Raw genomic sequence first — 16,423 nt, 5'->3', positions numbered from 1 at the left:
CGATCGGAAGGGACAGGAGACATGGACGTGACCGGCGGCCACCTGCCTGTGGCACTCGACCTGCCCGCCCGGCGCATCGCCCTGCGCCCGCTGGCCCGGAGCGACTTCCACGAGCCCTGGTTCGACTACGCCTACCGGAACGAGGGCGAACAACCTGCTGTGCACAGGCCGTTGGAGGACCTGCTCGACTGGGCGGAAGGGCAGCCCTCCCGCCTCTTCCGGCTGATCGCCCACACCACGCGCTGCGGCTCGACCCTGCTGGCCAACCACCTTTCCCTGCGGCCGGACACGCTCGTCCTCAAGGAGCCGGTCTTCCTGCTGGACGCCGCTCTGCACGCCCTGCGCGCCCGGGACGCCACCGAGCGGCGGGCCGCGCACCGTCTGCTGCGCGCGCTCCTCGCCTGCTGCGACGCGACGGCCGAGGCCCACGGCCGCCGTCTGGTCGTCAAGCTGACCAGCTGGACGTCGCTCGTGGTGCTCGACGCGCTCGGCGGCATCGGCGGTCCCGCGCGCTGGCTGCTGGTCTGGCGGGAACCGGCCGAGGTCGTGGCGTCGCTCGGGGCCTCCCCGCCGAGCTGGCGCGGACTGCGGGACGACCCGGCACTCCGGGCCGCGCTGGGTCTGGCGGCCGATCCGGGTGGTGAGGGGGACATCGCCTTCCACGCCGGTCTGTGGCGGGCGCTGGTCGAGCCGTTCGTGGGCGCCGTGAGGGACGCACCGGTACGGCTCCTGGATTATGTGACGCTGGCCGCCGACCCCGCAGGAGCCCTGCTCGCCGCCGAACGCTGGCTCGGCCTCGCCGGGACCGCCGATCTTCCCGGGGGATTCGCCGCCGCGTGCGGCCGTTACGCCAAGTCCGCCGACGGCGAGCCCTTCGACCCGGCCGGCACCCATCGTCGCCCGGCTCTCACGCCGGCCGGACGAGCGGCCGTACGCCGCATCACCGATCCCGCGCTGGCCCTGGTGCGCACGGGGACCCCGCTGGTCACCGCAGAGGCTGCAACAGAGGGTGGGAGACCGCGATGACCAACAGCCCGAATGCGACGGCCGAGAACGGGACGATGCGGCGCGGGCTGATCAGGGTGAACGCCAGGTGTACGCATCCGGCCAGAGCCACTGTGGGAAAGGCCGGTATCACGCCCAATGCGCCGATTCCCAGGGCGAGTTCGCCCGCAACGGCGAGGACGGCCGACGCCCGGCAGAGCGCCGGGAGGACGGGGCCGCTCAGCAGTACGGCCAGCCGGGGCACGCTCGGCAGCGGAAGGAATTCGTGGCTGCCCGCAGCCGCCTGGCAGGTGTTGTAGGCGGCGTTGTCGAGGAGCACCCGCCCCGACATGAAGTGACGGGAGGTCAACTTGCGTACACCCGCGACCAGATACAACTGTGCCGCGAAGAAGGACGCGGCCGAGCCCGTCACCGCCGACGAGGCGGGAACGCGCAGCAGGACCAGTACGCCGTGGAGAGCCAGGACGGCGGTGAGGACGAGCAGGCACACCGTGGTGTAGCGGGCCTGCCGCAGGCGCCGGTCTCCGCGGGCCGGCCATGCGGCCGCCGCACAGCACACCGAGGTCGCCGCGGCCGCCCCGCGCACGGTCGGCAGGAGCGCGGCGAAGGGCAGCAGCGCCCCCAGGACGAGGCCGGGTACCGCACGACGGCGCTCGACGGCGAGCGCGGCGGGGCCCGTCCAGCCCCGGCCGGGGCGGTAGGCCCCGGCACGCGGGTAGCCGCGGCGTATGGTCCGCGCGTCGAGCAGGACGAGCCCCGCCCGCCAGACGAGGGCGAGAGCCAGACAGCAGACCCCGAACTCGACCGGCCGGCCGCTCACCCCAGCCGCCGCAGAGCGCTCACGAGCCGCCCGGTTCCGGTGCCCTCGGGCACGCGGGCGACTCGGAGGCGCCCGTTGCCGTCGTAGCGCACCCACCAGTCGCCCTGGGAGCCGATGATCAGCCCTTCGAAGGCCAGTGGCGGGTGAGTGGCCGCCAGCAGGCGGCGCAGCTCCGGGATGTTCAGGAAGTGCGCTTCCGGCGAGAGCCCCAGCTCGCGGTGGTGCACGAGGCGCGGCCGTCCGCCGTCGGCTCCGTCCCACGTCCACAGGAAGCCCTTGGACGAGCCGGAGTACATCCCCCAGGAGAACGGCCGGTGCGGATCGGTCCGGGCGCCCCACACCACGAAGCATGCCAACAGGGCGACGGCCACTCCCACAAGTGCCAGGTGCATGGGCGTCCTTCGCTACGGAGGATTCCTGGATGCCGACTAACCGAGGGGGTGCGGTGGGGGACCGTGCGTGCTTCCCGGCGAGGGCGGGCGCGGCCGTTCGCGGGCGGGCAGGCGGCGCGCGCCGGGAGCGACGACGCGTACGACGGCCGCATCGCCGCCCGGAACACCCGGGGCACCGGTGTCGACCAGGACCACGTCCTCGCCGGTGTGCTCGGCGAGCAGCCTGCCCACAGCCGGCTCCCCGGTCGAGCACCCCCGCGCCGGGCCGCGGTCACCGGAGAGGAGGCGGGCGAGCGCGTCCTGCCGGCCGAAGGCGTACAGCGCGTGTTCCAGCGGGCCGTCGACCTCCTGCCATCCGCACCGCTCCAGGCGGCGCCGGGCCGCGCGGGCGGCCGGCGTGTCCAGGCTCCACCGCACCATCAACGCCTCAAGTACCGCTGCCCGTACGGCAGTCGGCGGTGCCGTCCCTTCGTCGGACACGAATGCCGCCCGCGCTCCGAAGCTCTGCCCGGCCCCCTCGTCCCCGTGCAGGCAGACGACCGCACACACCGTCCCCCCGGGGCCCGGCAGCAGCAGAGGTACGGCCGACAGCCCGAGGGCGGCGAGCCCGTCGCGCAGCGGGACGCCGTGCCCGCCGCCGGATGCCACGGCGGCGGCCCGGCGGCCCTCGCCGTACCAGGCCCGCCACACCAGGTCGCGTTCGAGGATCTCCAGCGCCGCGTGGGTCGTCGCCTCGTCCCGCGTGCGGTGTGCGGCGAGCCCGACGGAGCCGGGGCGCAGCGGCGCGGCGCAGCCGGGTGGCGGGCGGTGCGCGAGATGGACCGCGCATGCCGGTACGAGCACCTGCCCGCCGTCGGTGAGGGATTCGCCCGGGACCCAGAGGAGCTCGGTCTCCCGCACCGGTTCGGCCCGGTCGGCGAGTTCGGGCCAGGACAGCGGATCGAGCGCCGGTACGCCTTTGCGGCGCAGCGCGGTGTGGGTCGCGACGACGCGGGAGGGGTCCGACGCGGCGGCCCGCCCCGCGAGCACGTTGTGCACGCGTTCGGTGAGCTCGCCCAGGGCCCGCGCCGCCACGTCGGCCTCGCACGTACCGGCCGCGGAGCCGATCAGCACGGACTGCCCGCCCGCCGCGTCGTTCGCCGGGAAGGCGGCGGAGCGCACGGCGGTCCGGCCGAACACCAGGCGTGGGAAGGCCGGATAGGGCGTGAAGAGCTGTACGGGCCAGGGCCCGCCTCTCCGTACTCCGTGACCGGCCTCGCCGGTGGCCATCGGACGCCCCTTCCGTGTCGGCCGGTCGCGCAACCTCGTGCCGTTCGCCTCCGTAGCGGCGGGGCCGGGAGACATCGCCCGGCCCCGCCCACCGCGCATCACGGCGCTTTCGGTCCCGGCTCAGTCGGGTACGTCGACCATCAGCGCGAACTCGGGAAGTTCCTTGTCTTCCACGGGTTCCAGGGCGTCGACCTCGAAGTCGTACGTCTCTTCCATGCGGCCTCCACGCGTTGAGGACTGCGTGCTTCCGGTGCGGAAGCACGAATGCACGCGCATCCGTCGACCAGCCTGGGACCGCGGATTCCGCTGTGCCAGAGCGGATTCCGGTCAGATGGGAGTCGTTCGCGCCGCGTCCCCGCCACGACCGCGCCGTGCGGGTTCAGGCGGGTCGCTCGTAGACCGACACGTGGTACGCACTGTCCCGGGCGAAAGGCGTGCCCGACCATGTTCCCCATCGGTGACGGAGCCTCAATCCGGCCGCGGTGGCCATCAGGTCGAGTTCGCCGGGGCCCGCGTACCGGAACGTCACGTGCACGTGGTGGGTGCGTCCCCCGGAAGTGATCACGTAGTCCGAGGTGCAGCGCTGCGCGGAGGGGTCCACGGTCCGGTGGCGGACGACGAGGCTCCCGCCGGCGCCGTGCGTCACCTGCGGGCCGCGCTCCGCCGCGAGGGCCAACGCCTCGGGGACGTGTGCGTCGAGGACGAGGAGTCCGCCCGGGTGCAGGTGCCGGGCGGCCGCGGCGAAGCAGTCCGACTGCCGCCGCTGGGAGGGGAGTTCGGCGAAGGTTCCGCCGGCAAGATAGATCACCGAGAAGACGCCTTCGACCGGGACGTCCGCGAAGTCGCCGATGGTGACCGGTACATCGGCGCCTCCCGGCTTCTCCCGCAGGCGTTCCACCATCCCGGGGGAACCGTCGACACCGTGCACATCGATCCCGCGTGCGCGCAGCGGGAGGGCGACGCGGCCGGTCCCCACTCCCAGTTCCAGTACGGGGGCCGTTCTGCCGCACCCGTTCGCGAGGCCGGCCAGCGTGTCCACGGTGGGGCCCGTGACGGCGGGCTTGCCGAACCAGACGTCGTAGAAGGCGGCGAAGGTCTCGGCATAGCCGCCGGGCTCGGGACGGGGCGATGCGGCCGTCACGACAGCGCGTCCAGGACGGCCGTGCCATGCGGGGACAGCAGGGACCGGTGGGACTCCAGAGCGTCGGCCGCCTGCCGCGACTGGGCGGCCAGCCGTTCCCGGCGTCGGCGGACCGCGTTGTCGTCCAGGCCGGGCACGTCCCGCACCCGGTCGTAGAGCCGCGTGCAGCGCACGAGAACGACCAGTTGCTGGAAGAGCCCCGCCAGCGGACGGGCGTCGGCGCGCAGCGGCGTGGCGACGCGCAGCCGTGCCACGTCCTCGCCGTCGAGGAGGAACGGCTCGCGCGCGGCCGCGGCGTTGCACCGGGTGTGCGTGCCCTCGTGCACGAGGGACTCGGCAAGCCGGACGTGCGCGGGCAGGCCGTCGGCATCGGTGAGGCGGGCGCGGGAGACGAAAATCGCGCCGTGCACAGTGAAATCCGTGTAGCCGTTGATCCCCGGACCGGACAACAAGGCGATCTGACGCACCGTCACCGCCAACTCGTCCCGCATGGCGGGCCAGTACGCGCCGAGCAGCCCGGCAGCCGCCCTGAACACCGCTCGGTCGCTCTCCTCCCACAGCGCCGGCCGTGACGTCCGGTCCGGATCAGGAAGCTGCCGCACGGCCCTGCGGATGCTGTCCACGAGGTGCGGGTACGGCGACGCCAGGTCCACGGGCCAGTCCGGGGTCGCACCGCGCGCCGCACAACCGGCCGCCTGCGCCTCGGCGGTGCGCACCAGCGCCGACGCCTCGGCATCGGCGGCTGCTTCCCGCCCCAGCCGCTGCACGGCGAAGGCCGCCGCCACCCGGCCCGGATACGTCCAGCGGACCCGGTCCCGCAGACCCATGCCCGACTGCTCGCAGAGGATTCCTCCCCCCTGCCGGGCGAGCAGCGCGTCGACGACGCGGAAGATCGCGGACTGGTCGTCCAGTGCTTCGTCACGGTCGGGATCGCCATGCATGCTGGGTACCTCCTCGCTCGGCCCGACTTGGGCGGCCAAACGCTATGAAGTCCCCTTGTGGCAACGCCAGTCGGCCGACTCGATTGACCGAAAGCCACCACGGCCGCCCGGCGCGGCAGGCGGTCGGTCAGGCCACGCAGAGACTGTCGGAGGTGCTGATCAGCGGCTGGAAGTCCTGGCGCAGGTTGTCGTCCGTCTCGGCGGGGCCGAAGTCGAAGCTATTGATGCTCCCGAGGCCCGGCGCGGGGCAACGCCGGGCCTCTCTTTTGAGTTCACGCGGGGAACACGTGATTCCCCCACGCGATGGTGACCTTCGCTGCGTCGACGGTGTTGCTCACGTCGGCGGAGACGAGAGTGGCCTTGCCGGCGTCGAAGTAGCTGTCGCCGCCGGTGCCACCGTGGCCGCCCTGGCCGCCGGCACCGCCTCCGCCACCTCCGCCTCCGCCTCCGCCGGCGTACACGCCAAGCCACCCTTGCCCGGAGCCGCCTCCTCCGCCTCCTCCGCCACCTTGGCCATTCGCGCCGTTTACGCCGCCGCCTGCGGCCCAAACGTCGCTGCCGTTCCCACCGCCCCGGCCGCCTTGTCCGCCATCGCCGCCCCGGCCACCCCGGCCGCCCTCGCCGCCGCGGTTGGAACCGTCGTCGTCGACGGTCCCGCCCCGCGAGCCACCGCCTTGTCCGGAGCCGTCGCCGCCGCGCTTCCCGCCTTGGCGGCCGCCGTTCCCACCGGAACCGGCCGTCCACAGTGCCCCGCCCCGGCCTCCTCCTCCGCCGCCGCCACCGTTGTAGGCACCCCAGCCATCGCCTCCGTCGCCGCTTTTCCCGTCGGTGCCGCTGCCTCCGTCGGACGGGCTGCCGCCCGGGGTGCCCGCGAACGTTCCGCCGACGGCTTCGACGAGTCCGGCATCGCCTCCGGATCCTCCCCGCCCCCCGCTGCCGCCGGTGCCGCCGGAGCCTTTGGGGCCCCCTGACGCGGAGCTGTTGCCGCCGACGTCCCCCTCGGCTCCGTCACTGCCCCGCTCGCCCGCCTTGCCTGCGTCCCCTCCGCTGCCCGCGCCCGCGATCAGCATGTCGCCGCGGTAGACCTTCGCCGAGGGCGCCGCGATCCCGTGGCCGGTGACGCGGACGTCGATGACGTCCCCGGGCGTGACGTGGAGAAGGGCTTGGATATTGGCACCCTTGCCCCCGCTCACCCCGTCGCTGTCTTTGCCTGCGGCGCCTTGGAGGTGCAGCGAGAGGATGGTGACGTGGTCGGGGACGGTGAACGGCCGCCTGTCGTTGCTGTCGTCGTAGGAGAAGCTCTGGCTGCCTGCAGGGCTGTTGTGGATCCTCAAACGACCGTCGGACCTGATGTTTCCCGTGGCCTTGAGGCGTCCGCCGACGGTGACTCTGACCGTCATGACAGCTTCCCCCGCAGCGGCGTGCGCTTGGGGTCGAGGAACTGCGCGTCGGTCGTGATGTCGCCGGTCGCCTCGACGGCACCAGTGACGTTCATGTCCTTGCCGACGGTGAGGTCGCCTTCCACGGTGACCTTCGCCTTCGCGACCACGGCGTCCTGCACGGTGAGCGTGCCCCCCACCCCGTGGAGGGCTCCGAAGAGGTGGCTCTCCTTCTCCACCTTCAGGGCTCCGTTGACGGTGAGGAACGGGGTTCCGAGGTAGTTTTTCCCGCCGCTTGCGGTGATCTCGGCGACCGTCAGACGCGGGAAGGCCGGCTCCGCGACGGCGACGGCCGTCGAGAGGTGGTGCGTGACCGTGTCGCCGGAGCGCTGCAGCGTCACCCGGACCTGGAAGTGGGTGTCGCGGGTGAGGCCGGTGACGGGGAGCTGCCACTTGTCCTGGCTGCGGAGCGGTTCGGCGTGCTTGCCGTCGTAGTAGACGTCACAGGTCGCGTCGGACGGCGCGGTCCAGGTGAGGACGGCCTTCTGGGCCGGCTTGAGCAGAGTGACGGGGGTGGAGCCCGGGTTGCCGTCGGCGTCGGCCTCGCGGAGGACGAGATCGCCGACCACATCGGCCGTGAGGGCTTCGGCCGGCGGGTACTTGGTGAGCCGGACGGTGACCTGGTGGGTCTCCCAGGTCTCGCCGTTGTCGACGCTGACGGTCTCCCGGATGCGCAGCAGGGCGGTGCCCGCGAGGTCGTTGGCCTTCAAGTCCTTGAAGCGCAGGAGGAGTCCGTGCGTGGTGAGGGAGATGGACTCGCCGGCGGCAGGGCGGACCGTGACCGGCGTGCTGCCGGGCGTGAAGACCGCGGTTTCGTCCTGGGGCAGGGTGAGGAGGACGCCGCTCTCGATCTCGTCGACGGTCCACTGGTCGCTCGGTTCGACGGTGGGGGCGATGTGGCGGCCCGCGGGCACGAGGTCCTGGGCGAGGTCGCCGGTGGGGATCTCGACGAGGATCTGCTTGCACAGGACGGGCTCGGTGCCCGAGTTCGACGCGACGATGTCGATGTGGGCCGGCCGGCCGGTGGCCAGCGGGGCCGGAACCGTGGCCAGGCCGTAGGTCAGGCGGCTGGTGCCGCCGATATTGACGCTCATGTGGGGCTCTTCCTTCGGTACTTGAGGGAGTTACTCGGATGCGGTGGCTTCGGCCTGCGGGAGCGGGCCGTGGGAGGTGAGCAGGCCGGAGCGGAGCACGGGGGCCCGGTCGTCCCAGCGCGGGGTGGTGCTCGCGGCCGAGGTGGGGAAGTGGGCCCAAGTGCCGTCGGGGGCGCGCTCCGCCCAGGTCCATGTCCGGTCGTCCACGGTGCGTACCGGCAGTGCGACGGTGTCCTCGGGAAGGACGGTTGCCGGGGTGAGCAGTGGCCCAGTGCGCAGGACGGTGCGCATGCGGTTCAGCGGTCCGTCGGTGAAGCGGTGGGGGATCTCCAGTGTCGTGGTGGGCAGCAGATCGGTGGTGGCGTGCACGGGGGCGTGCGGGTCGACCAGCAGGGTCAGGTGCTGGGGCGTCCCGGCCGTGACGCGCAGACGGTTTCCGTCGCCGATGGCGGCGATGCGCGGATGCGCGTCGCCCGGCGCGACCACGGTGCGCAGTACGTCGGGGTCGGTGTCGGCGAAGTAGCCCACCAGGCCGTCGCCGATGCGCAGGTGCTCGCCCAGGCGCACCGGCCAGGAGTAGTCCGTGAACTCCGGTCGCGGCGGCTCGTGGTCGAAGATGTGCTGCCAGCCCGGGTCGGTGGGCGGCGGTCCGTCCAGGTCCAGGTGGAGGCGGCAGCGGACGAGGGCCAGCGGCCGCCCGGCGAGTGCGGCCGAGGCGGCGCCCGCGGTGGGCACGATGTCCACCAGCGAGGTCTCCAGGAGATCCATGGCGGCGGGCAGCGGGCTGCCGTTCGTACCGGTGCCCTGGAGCCAGGTGATGAGGGCGTGGAGGTGGGGGAAGGCGGTGTGCAGGGCGGCGAGTTCGGCGGGGGCGGCGCCGGGCAGCGGCGTCCATACCGCTTCCCCCGCCGGCCGGCCGATCCGGTACGCCCAGCGCAGCAGGCCGAGGGCGGTGCCGTCGGGCGCGTACACCGCGAGTGTGCCGTCGACCGGGTTGGGGACGATCCAGCCGGCGAGCGGACTGCCGTCGTCCAGGTGGGTGGCCGGGTGCGTGCCGCGGTCGGCGTCCATGAGGTCCAGACCCAGGCGCGCGGCCTGCGGCAGGCGCGGCGGCAGTTGGACGACGTGCTCGGGGGTCGTGCCCAGGGTCTCGGGGACGTGCTGCGGGCGCAGTTCGCCGGCGACCACGGGATGCCGGAGGCCGCTCGCCCCGCCGGTGCCCGCCGGGGTGATGACGTCCAGGGAGCGCCCGAAGGAGTCCACCAGCGTCAGCCGCAGGAAGCGGAACTGGCCTGCGCGCAGCTGCTGGAAGCCGGAGTCCGGCCAGCCTTCGAAGGGCACGGGCAGGGGGCCCGGGTCGGGGCTGGTGCGGTAGGCGTCGCCGATCAGCTCCACCAGCTCCGGCGGCGCGCCCAGCGGCGGGACGCCCTGGCCGGGGTCCTGCCCGATGAGCATGTCGCGCAGCCCCGCCAGCGAGGTGGACAGCACGTCCCCGCGGACCACCTGGTCGGCCAACGCGTCGCAGTGGGCGGAGAGTTCGGGGTCGTCGGGAGCGTACTGCCGGAGCTGGTCGGCCAGGCTCCGGGGCAGATGGTCGCTCAGCAGCGTACGGCCGGTGTAGGTGCGCGCGGCCTCGGGGCGGGGCTGCGGGCAGGAGTGGCGGTCGCCGTCGAACTCCCATTGGTCGTGGGGGAGGGGGTGGTACTCGACCTCCCAGAGCAGGTGGAGGGGGTGCCAGGGCTGTTCCCAGGGGTCGCCGCCGAAGGCCGGGGAGGTGCCGGTGCGCACCGTCGCCGCCGCCCCCCTGTCCGCCCGGCTGTTGGGATCGAGCAGGAACGCCTCGCGCAGCAGGGCACGGGTCGAGCCCGGCATGGCCGTGTGTTCGCCGGTGCCGAGGTCGAGTGCGTCGCACGCGAGGCCCGGCCGCTCGGCGGTGAACTCGTCCGTCGAGTCCGGGAGTTGTACGGCGGTCACGGTCCGGTCGCCGAACCGGCAGCGCAGCGTCGTGTCGTCCGATACGGGCAGGGAGCCGGCGCCCTGCAGAACGACGGCGGGGTCCAGGGCCCGGTGGAACGGGGCCGGGGCCACGCGCTTGAGGTCCCAGCCGACGGGCAGGCCATGCGCGCGGGTGTACTGGCGCACCGCTTCCGCCAGTTGAGCGGGCGTGTCCCCGTCGGGGAGGGCGGACCGGAGGCGGTCGACCGCCTCCCGTTCGGCGCGGACGCGCGCGGCGAGGCTGCCCTCGCGCCCGGCGTCGAGCTCCTGCGTCAGCTGCTGGTGGTGATAGCCGCGCGGCAGTACGGGCAGGCCCTGGAGGCGCCACATGCCGTACAGCCGCCGGCGCAGCCCGGCCAGTTCGCGGTCCGCCCGGTCGTAGGCGTGCTGCGCGGCGTTCAGGGCGGCCTCGACGGACCGGGCCCGGCGTTCGTCCTCGGGGGAGGCGGGCTCCTCCGCGGTGCTGGGCGGCACCGCGTGCCAGGCGTACGACACCGAGCCCTGACCGAAGCCGGCACCGTGCAGGATGTCGGCGAGGTGGTGCGTATTGTCCGGATCGTCGGCCCGGGTGAGGGTGTTGGACTGGAGCTGGTCGAACAGCGCGGGCACGAGGGCGAGGGACGGGGCGGTGGCCGCCCTGTGCTCGGTCAGGGCGGTGAACGCGGAACGGGCGCTGTCGGCGACGGCCGCCGTCGGTTCGGGCCGCCGCTCGCCGGAGGGGTCGTAGTGGGGCAGCACACTGTGGACGCGGCCGGTGTAGACGGTCCGGGTGCCCGGGGGCGGGGTGCCGTCCGTCTGCCACCCCAGGGAGCCCTCCAGGGCTTCGCGTACCCGCGGGTCGGCGAGCGGGTCGTCGGAGCCCGCCGCGTGCCAGCCGATGACCTGGTAGCCCAAGCGGTCGAACCGGTGGGGCAGTTGGGCCAGGGAGTCGTGGAAGGAGAAGACGTCCTGGCAGTGCGGCTGGAACGCGGCGAAGGACAGGGTCCCCGGGCCGGTCGCGGTCAGGAAGGTGGGCCGGTCCGCCGCGGATTCCGCCCACTTCGCGGCCTCGGTGTGGCGTCCGATGCGGGTCGGGGTGACATGGCCCCGGCCGGGGCGCAGATAAGGCACGCTGCCCTTGCGCTTGTCGAGGAAGTCGCTCTCGACGACCCACGCGGCGGTGGCGTACTCGCCGTCGGCCGCGTAGGCGTGCCGGACGACCAGCCAGCGGTTCGGCGCGGGCGGCAGTGTGACTTCGCCACCGGGCGTGGTCGCCCGGCGCAGTGCCGCCGGGAGCTCCCAGTGCAGGTACACGCCGTCGTGGTCCGGGTCCTGGGAGAACTTCGTGTCCGTGCTCGCGTAGGGCGACGGCTCCGGGGAGCGGTGGACGCCCAGCAGGTGGTAGTTGGGCAGCCAGCGCAGGAAGGAGTCCCGGGCGCGCACCTGGTCGTTGACGACCAGGGCCCGGAGCCTGACGGGGACCAGGAGGTCCGGGATGTCGGTGTTCATCGGGTGGTTCCTTCGAAGGAGAGGGTCAGCTGCTCGGGGGCGCGCACCAGCTGAACGGCGAACTCGGCGGGGGAGAGCGGGGATCCGGACTTGACGTCCTCGGCGAGGCGGGCCGCGAGCCTGCCGACGTCCAGCACCCGCGCCCCGGCGGGCGTGGTGACGGTCAGGGCCGGGTCCGTGCCGACGGGCACCGAGCGCCCCAGCGGCCGGCCGACCTCGCCGGGGGCCAGGCTGCGCAGCGCCACGTCCCCCCGGTCGTCCACGCCGAAGTGCAGCCCCTGGTGCGGCTCGCCGATCGTCAGGCGGTCGGGCATCCGGTCGAAGAGCATCAACAGGACGTCGCCGCCCAGGACTTCGCGGCGGATCACCTCAACCGGGACGGTCCCGGACGCGGCGCGGGCCTCGAAGCGCAGCGTCGGCCAGCCCGGGACGAGAGCCGAGCGCAGCAGCAGACCGGCGGTGGGTACGGAGCCCTGGGCGTTGAGCAGTTGGTCCAGTTCGGAGTCGGTCGCGGTGTCGGCACCGGGGTGCCGGTCCAGGCTGCGCGCGCCGTCGAGCAGGGCGTCGAGCCAGCCGCGGTCGACATGGAACAGGCGCAGGCTCTCGGGCGGGAGCATCCGCCGGTCCGGCACGAGGCAGTCGAACGGCACACCGCTGAGCGTGCGCAGCCTGGCCAGCCACGCCGCCGTCTCCCGCGCGTCCGAGGACGGCGGCTGCGGCGCGGAGGAGCGCTGCGGGGTGTTGAGGCGGTATGTGGCGGGGGCCGTGGGTACGGGCCGGGGGTCCGGCCCGGGGTCGTCGGGGTGGGCGAAGGACGCGGCCAGCGCGCCGAGGGCGTCGCCGCGCAGCAGCTCCTCGAACCGCTCGCGCGGCGTCGGGACGGTCGTGCGGGCGGCCGCGCGAGGAGCCGGTCCGGCCGACGGGGCACTGTGGAAGAGCTGCTGACTGTACGTCACGTACTGGCGCTCGGTCGCTCGGCGCAGCCGGCCCCGGTGGCGCAGCCGGACCAGGGTCGTGGCGAAACCGGGGTCGGCCAGGGCCAGGGCGCGGCCCGTGTTCCAGGCGCAGGCGTAGCCGGTGGCGAAGGTGCCGGTGTGCGGTTCGTGGAGCAACAGCCCGTCGGCGTCGGGGAAATGGCCGTCCGCCGGCCGGGGCAGCTCGGGTGCGATGCGGGGGAGGAACGGGCCGCTGTACCACGCGAGGGCGCGTTCGCCGGACTCGGTGATGTGGGTCATCGGGACCATGCCCTGCTCCAGCAGGGTTCCCAGCTCGTCCGGCAGCCCGGCACCGGCAGCAGGGGACGGGCGCAGCGGTGCGGCGCTGTGCTCGCCGTGCCCCGGGGCGAAACGCCGGGCCAACGGGCCGAATCCGCCCCCGGATTCGGGGCAGGAGGTGAACGTCCAGCTGTGCAGGGACACCAGGCGTACGGGCCTGCCGTCGGCCTCCGGCCCGGGCGGCGTGTGGCCCTCCAGCGAGACCAGGTGGGCCACGTACCGCCCCTGGGCGGCGTCCGGGAAGCGGGCGGTGGTGATGACCGCGTGCGCGTCCCGGCTCAGGCGGCCGCCCTGGCCGTCGGCGGGCGCGGCGTCCGCGCCTTCCGAGCCTCCCGCGCCTTCCGGGCCTCCCGTGCGGACGTGGGCGAGGAGCGCGAGATCGGACGGCTCCGGGAGGAGCTGCGCCAGCAGGTCCCGCGGTACGTCGACGACCCGGCAGGGGGTGTCGAGCAGGGCGGGGTCGACGGCGTCCCGGTCCAGGGCGGGCCCGGAGACCGCGGCGTCGCCGTCGAGGAGCGCGCGGACGGTCAACGGGACGGTGGTGCCGAGGGCGTTGGGGTCGCCGGGCAGCTCGCCCTCGCCGAACAGCAGCAGCGCCAGCCAGGGGGCGCGGGCCGGATTCGGGACGCTGCCGGTGAAGGGCTCGCGCTCCCACGGCAGGGCCGCCGGGTCGAGCGTGATGTGCGGGAGCAGACCGTGGAAGGGTCCCTGGCTGTGCGCGGCCGGGTATACGGCGTGCACCCATGAGGGGTCGAGACGGAACTGCGCGGCCCGTACGTCGACGATCTGTTCCACCGGGTCGAGCCGGGCTCCCGGCAGCTGCTCGGCGGGCAACTGCTGGCCGACGGTGATCCGGTAGCGGCCCGCCGCGATGCCGGGCAGCAGATGGTCGTAGAAGGCGACGGGGGTGTCGTCCGCCGGTGCGGACTGCTCGGTCGGTTGCGTGGTCATGAGGTCCTCACGAGTGGGCGAGTCGCAGGGGCGGGGAGGAGAAGGCCGCTTCGCGGGCGTAGCGGTCGAGCGCCGCGTCGGCGTCGAGCGCGTATCCGGCGGCGGACAGGGCGGCGAGCGCGGACCGCCGTGCCGCGGTCTGCTCGGGCGCGTCGACCCGCAGCGCGCCGGTGCCGGCGGCCTCGTCCCGCTCGCCGCGGACCCCGGTGGGGGCGGCGCCCGGGTCGAGCGGCAGCGTCCCTCCGGGCAGCGGGGCGTGGGCGAGTCGGCCGCTCCGGCCGGACGCGGCCGACTCGGGCAGGCGCGGGGCCGGTACGGCGATCCGTGCCCCGCTGACCAGGCCGTGGACGAAGGGGTCCGCGCCGAGCGCGTCGTCGGCCTTCCCGGCTCCCCACAGCGCGGCCGGCTGCGGCGTGCTGTGGACGTCGACACTCCAGTCCTGCCAGTGGTCGGCGGGCAGTTGCCGCCAGTGGCCGTCCTCGGTCTCCTCCTCGACCGTGACCGAGAGCGTGACGTCGAGACCGGTCCTGGCCATCGGGCGGATACCGACCTTGGCGGGACCGTCCCCCGTCTCGTCCACGCCGTTGACCTTCAGCGCGGAGGCGGGGAACGCGCTGCCGACGGTGAAGGCGAAGCCGTCGGCGGTGGCGGTCCAGGTGTCCCGACCGCCCGGTGCCGCCTGCGCGGCGTGGTCGGGGTGGAGCCCGTCGACGGGAGTGAGCGTCAGCGGCTGCTGCGGCAGCAGCGTGCGGAACTGCTCCCAACCGATGGGCGCGGGGCCGGACCTGGCCTCGCCGAAGTCGATCGGGATGGAGATGCCGAGCACCTTCACATGAGCGGTGCCGCCGAACGGCGGCCCCCACACCGACAGTCGCGCGCCCAGCGACGCCTCGCCGCTCCAGCCGAACAGCAGCCACACCTGGGCGGTGATCTCCGCCCACACGTCCACCTCGTAGTGGAACGGCGCCCACTCGACCAGGGCGTCGAACCCGACGTCGACCCGGGCCTTGGCCCACGAGCCGTCGTACCGCAGGTCCAGCCGGCCGCCGGCCATGACGGCCGAAGGGGTCAGCGCGAAGTAACTGGTGCCCTTCACCGTCAGCTCGGAGCCGGAGGTCCAGTCGACGCCGACCGGGTCCGCCCGCGGATAGTGGGCGGGCGGGGCGTAACGCGGGTGGTAGCCGCCGATGGTGAAGACGAAGTCGCCGGGGTGGTCGCTGTTCCCGAACCACAGGCGGAGCGCTGCCCCACCGGTCAGGTGGACGGCCCGGTCGAGCAGGAAGCTGTCCGGGGCGAGGCGGGCGTCGACGGCGAGCATGTCGGCGGAGCGCCGGTAGACCGCGGAGATGTCCAGCTCGACGCTCGCGTACGGCTCGCCCATCTTCTTCCCGGGGTCGGGGAACTGGGCCTTCGCCGAGCCCAGCAGCCCCACCACCAGGTCGTCGGGGCCGAATTCGGCGAACGCCAGGGCCTTGCAGTGGACGATCTCGAAGACGTCCGCGTTCACTCCGAGGGCCAGCCAGATGCTGCCCTCGCGCGGGGTGACCCAGGCGGGGGCCTCGTCGGTCCCCTCGGTCAGCTCCTTGAGCACGTCCAGCGGCTCGGGCGGCGTGTCCCGGCCCGCTCCGTCGATCCCGCGCAGCAGGGGGAATCCGGCGACCTGGTCGATGGCGGGCACGCGCAGGCTGCTGTTGTAGCCGAAGCCGGCCTTGACGCCGGTGACCCGGAAGGCCGGCGGGCCCCCGAACTCCGTCCCCAACTCGGCGTAGAGGAAGAGTGATTGGGTGCCGTTCTTCAGGCTCTCGTACGCGCCGATCGCCGTGAAGCTCGCACTGGGGGTCTTGATCAGGGCGCTGCCCTCGATCAGGCGGTCGTAGGGCGAGTCCTCGGCGACCGGCTTGTTCACGAACGCGCCGGATATCTCCAGCGGCGGCTTGCGGAAGGCCAGGCTCAGCCCGTCGAGCCGGCCGGAGGGCGTGAAGTCCCCGCCGTTCAGGGGGATTCCGAGCCCCAGCCCGTCCACGCCGATCTCCAGGGGGCCGGCGTGTATCCCGGCGTCGCAGAGGACCCAGACCTTCTCGTCCTGGTAGCTCGCGCCCAGCCGCCGCAGGAGCAGCGGGCCGAAGGAGCGGTCGACGGTGACCCAGGCGACGGCCGGTGCCGACGGGTCGTCGGGCGCGGTCGGCGGCGCCCAAGTCCCAGCGGTCGGGGAGGCGTTGAGTGGCTTCGGAACGGGGGCGCCGTTCTCGTGGCCCTCGGTGGGCTTCGCGCCGCCGAGGCGGAACATCAGAGGGGTGCGCTTCTCCCCGCCCCACTCGTAGTCCAGGGCCACCAGGGCGCGCCCGCGGGTCTTCTCGGGAAACCTGGGGTGGGTGCCGTCCAGGCGGGAGATCTGTTCGTTGAGCGCCTTCACCTGCTCGGCGGTGAGGGCCTCGGAGGCGATGACGGCTCTGACGCCGGTGATGCCGAGGTCGTGGTCGGGGGAGATGCGGTCGCCGACCAGGGGGAGGTCGCTGAGTCTGGCGGCGAGTTGCGCATCGACGAGGAGGGCGAACAAAGGGCGCCTTTCGGGCCGGGCCAGGGATCGCTGGCCTAGGGGATCGACAAGGGGAGG

Annotated in this window: 11 protein-coding genes; 1 reads left to right on the top strand and 10 read right to left on the bottom strand. The window is 73.8% G+C overall.

Features of this window, described 5'->3' with window-relative positions; translation table 11 throughout:
• The first annotated feature begins 21 nt into the window (after positions 1 to 21).
• Complete coding sequence (locus AB8735_RS03280; RefSeq protein ID WP_372405222.1) at positions 22 to 1,026, top strand: hypothetical protein; 1,005 nt, start codon at positions 22 to 24, stop codon at positions 1,024 to 1,026.
• Here the strand turns inward: AB8735_RS03280 and AB8735_RS03275 are convergent.
• The 10 genes from AB8735_RS03275 to AB8735_RS03230 all read right to left on the bottom strand — a co-directional run bounded on the left by AB8735_RS03275 (position 986) and on the right by AB8735_RS03230 (position 16,366).
• The gene (locus AB8735_RS03275) at positions 986 to 1,825 is read right to left on the bottom strand and encodes a hypothetical protein (RefSeq protein ID WP_372405220.1); all 840 of its coding nucleotides are present in this window, start codon (positions 1,823 to 1,825) and stop codon (positions 986 to 988) included. The two genes, AB8735_RS03280 and AB8735_RS03275, sit on opposite strands and share 41 nt — an antisense overlap.
• Positions 1,822 to 2,217, bottom strand: a complete 396-nt coding sequence (locus tag AB8735_RS03270) for a hypothetical protein (RefSeq protein ID WP_372405218.1) — start codon at positions 2,215 to 2,217, stop codon at positions 1,822 to 1,824. The genes AB8735_RS03275 and AB8735_RS03270 overlap by 4 nt, the downstream gene beginning before the upstream one ends.
• Positions 2,218 to 2,253: 36 nt before the next feature.
• Complete coding sequence (locus AB8735_RS03265) at positions 2,254 to 3,486, bottom strand: YcaO-like family protein (protein WP_372405215.1); 1,233 nt, start codon at positions 3,484 to 3,486, stop codon at positions 2,254 to 2,256.
• Between the two features lie 379 nt (positions 3,487 to 3,865).
• The gene (locus AB8735_RS03260) at positions 3,866 to 4,627 is read right to left on the bottom strand and encodes a class I SAM-dependent methyltransferase (RefSeq protein ID WP_372405212.1); all 762 of its coding nucleotides are present in this window, start codon (positions 4,625 to 4,627) and stop codon (positions 3,866 to 3,868) included.
• Complete coding sequence (locus AB8735_RS03255) at positions 4,624 to 5,568, bottom strand: HEXXH motif-containing putative peptide modification protein (RefSeq protein WP_372405209.1); 945 nt, start codon at positions 5,566 to 5,568, stop codon at positions 4,624 to 4,626. Before AB8735_RS03255 ends, AB8735_RS03260 begins: the two co-directional genes overlap by 4 nt.
• Before the next feature lie 272 nt (positions 5,569 to 5,840).
• Positions 5,841 to 6,968 carry a hypothetical protein gene (locus AB8735_RS03250; RefSeq protein WP_372405207.1) on the bottom strand — a complete coding sequence of 376 codons (1,128 nt, stop codon included), beginning with the start codon at positions 6,966 to 6,968 and terminating at the stop codon, positions 5,841 to 5,843.
• Positions 6,965 to 8,101: a hypothetical protein gene (locus AB8735_RS03245; RefSeq protein WP_372405206.1), complete on the bottom strand. Its 1,137-nt coding sequence runs from the start codon at positions 8,099 to 8,101 to the stop codon at positions 6,965 to 6,967. The genes AB8735_RS03250 and AB8735_RS03245 overlap by 4 nt, the downstream gene beginning before the upstream one ends.
• Positions 8,102 to 8,131: 30 nt before the next feature.
• Positions 8,132 to 11,584 (bottom strand): hypothetical protein, encoded by a 3,453-nt coding sequence (locus tag AB8735_RS03240; protein ID WP_372405203.1) that lies wholly within the window; start codon positions 11,582 to 11,584, stop codon positions 8,132 to 8,134.
• The gene (locus tag AB8735_RS03235) at positions 11,581 to 13,809 is read right to left on the bottom strand and encodes a hypothetical protein (RefSeq protein ID WP_372405200.1); all 2,229 of its coding nucleotides are present in this window, start codon (positions 13,807 to 13,809) and stop codon (positions 11,581 to 11,583) included. The genes AB8735_RS03240 and AB8735_RS03235 overlap by 4 nt, the downstream gene beginning before the upstream one ends.
• Positions 13,810 to 13,816: 7 nt before the next feature.
• Positions 13,817 to 16,366 (bottom strand): DUF6603 domain-containing protein, encoded by a 2,550-nt coding sequence (locus AB8735_RS03230; protein WP_372405197.1) that lies wholly within the window; start codon positions 16,364 to 16,366, stop codon positions 13,817 to 13,819.
• Positions 16,367 to 16,423 lie beyond the last annotated feature (57 nt).

The organism is Streptomyces luteireticuli, from assembly GCF_041519305.1.
In the GTDB taxonomy this organism is placed as follows: Bacteria; Actinomycetota; Actinomycetes; order Streptomycetales; family Streptomycetaceae; genus Streptomyces; species Streptomyces luteireticuli.
The sequence above is the reverse complement of the archived record's forward strand: the minus strand, read 5'-3'. Positions and strand labels throughout refer to the sequence as shown.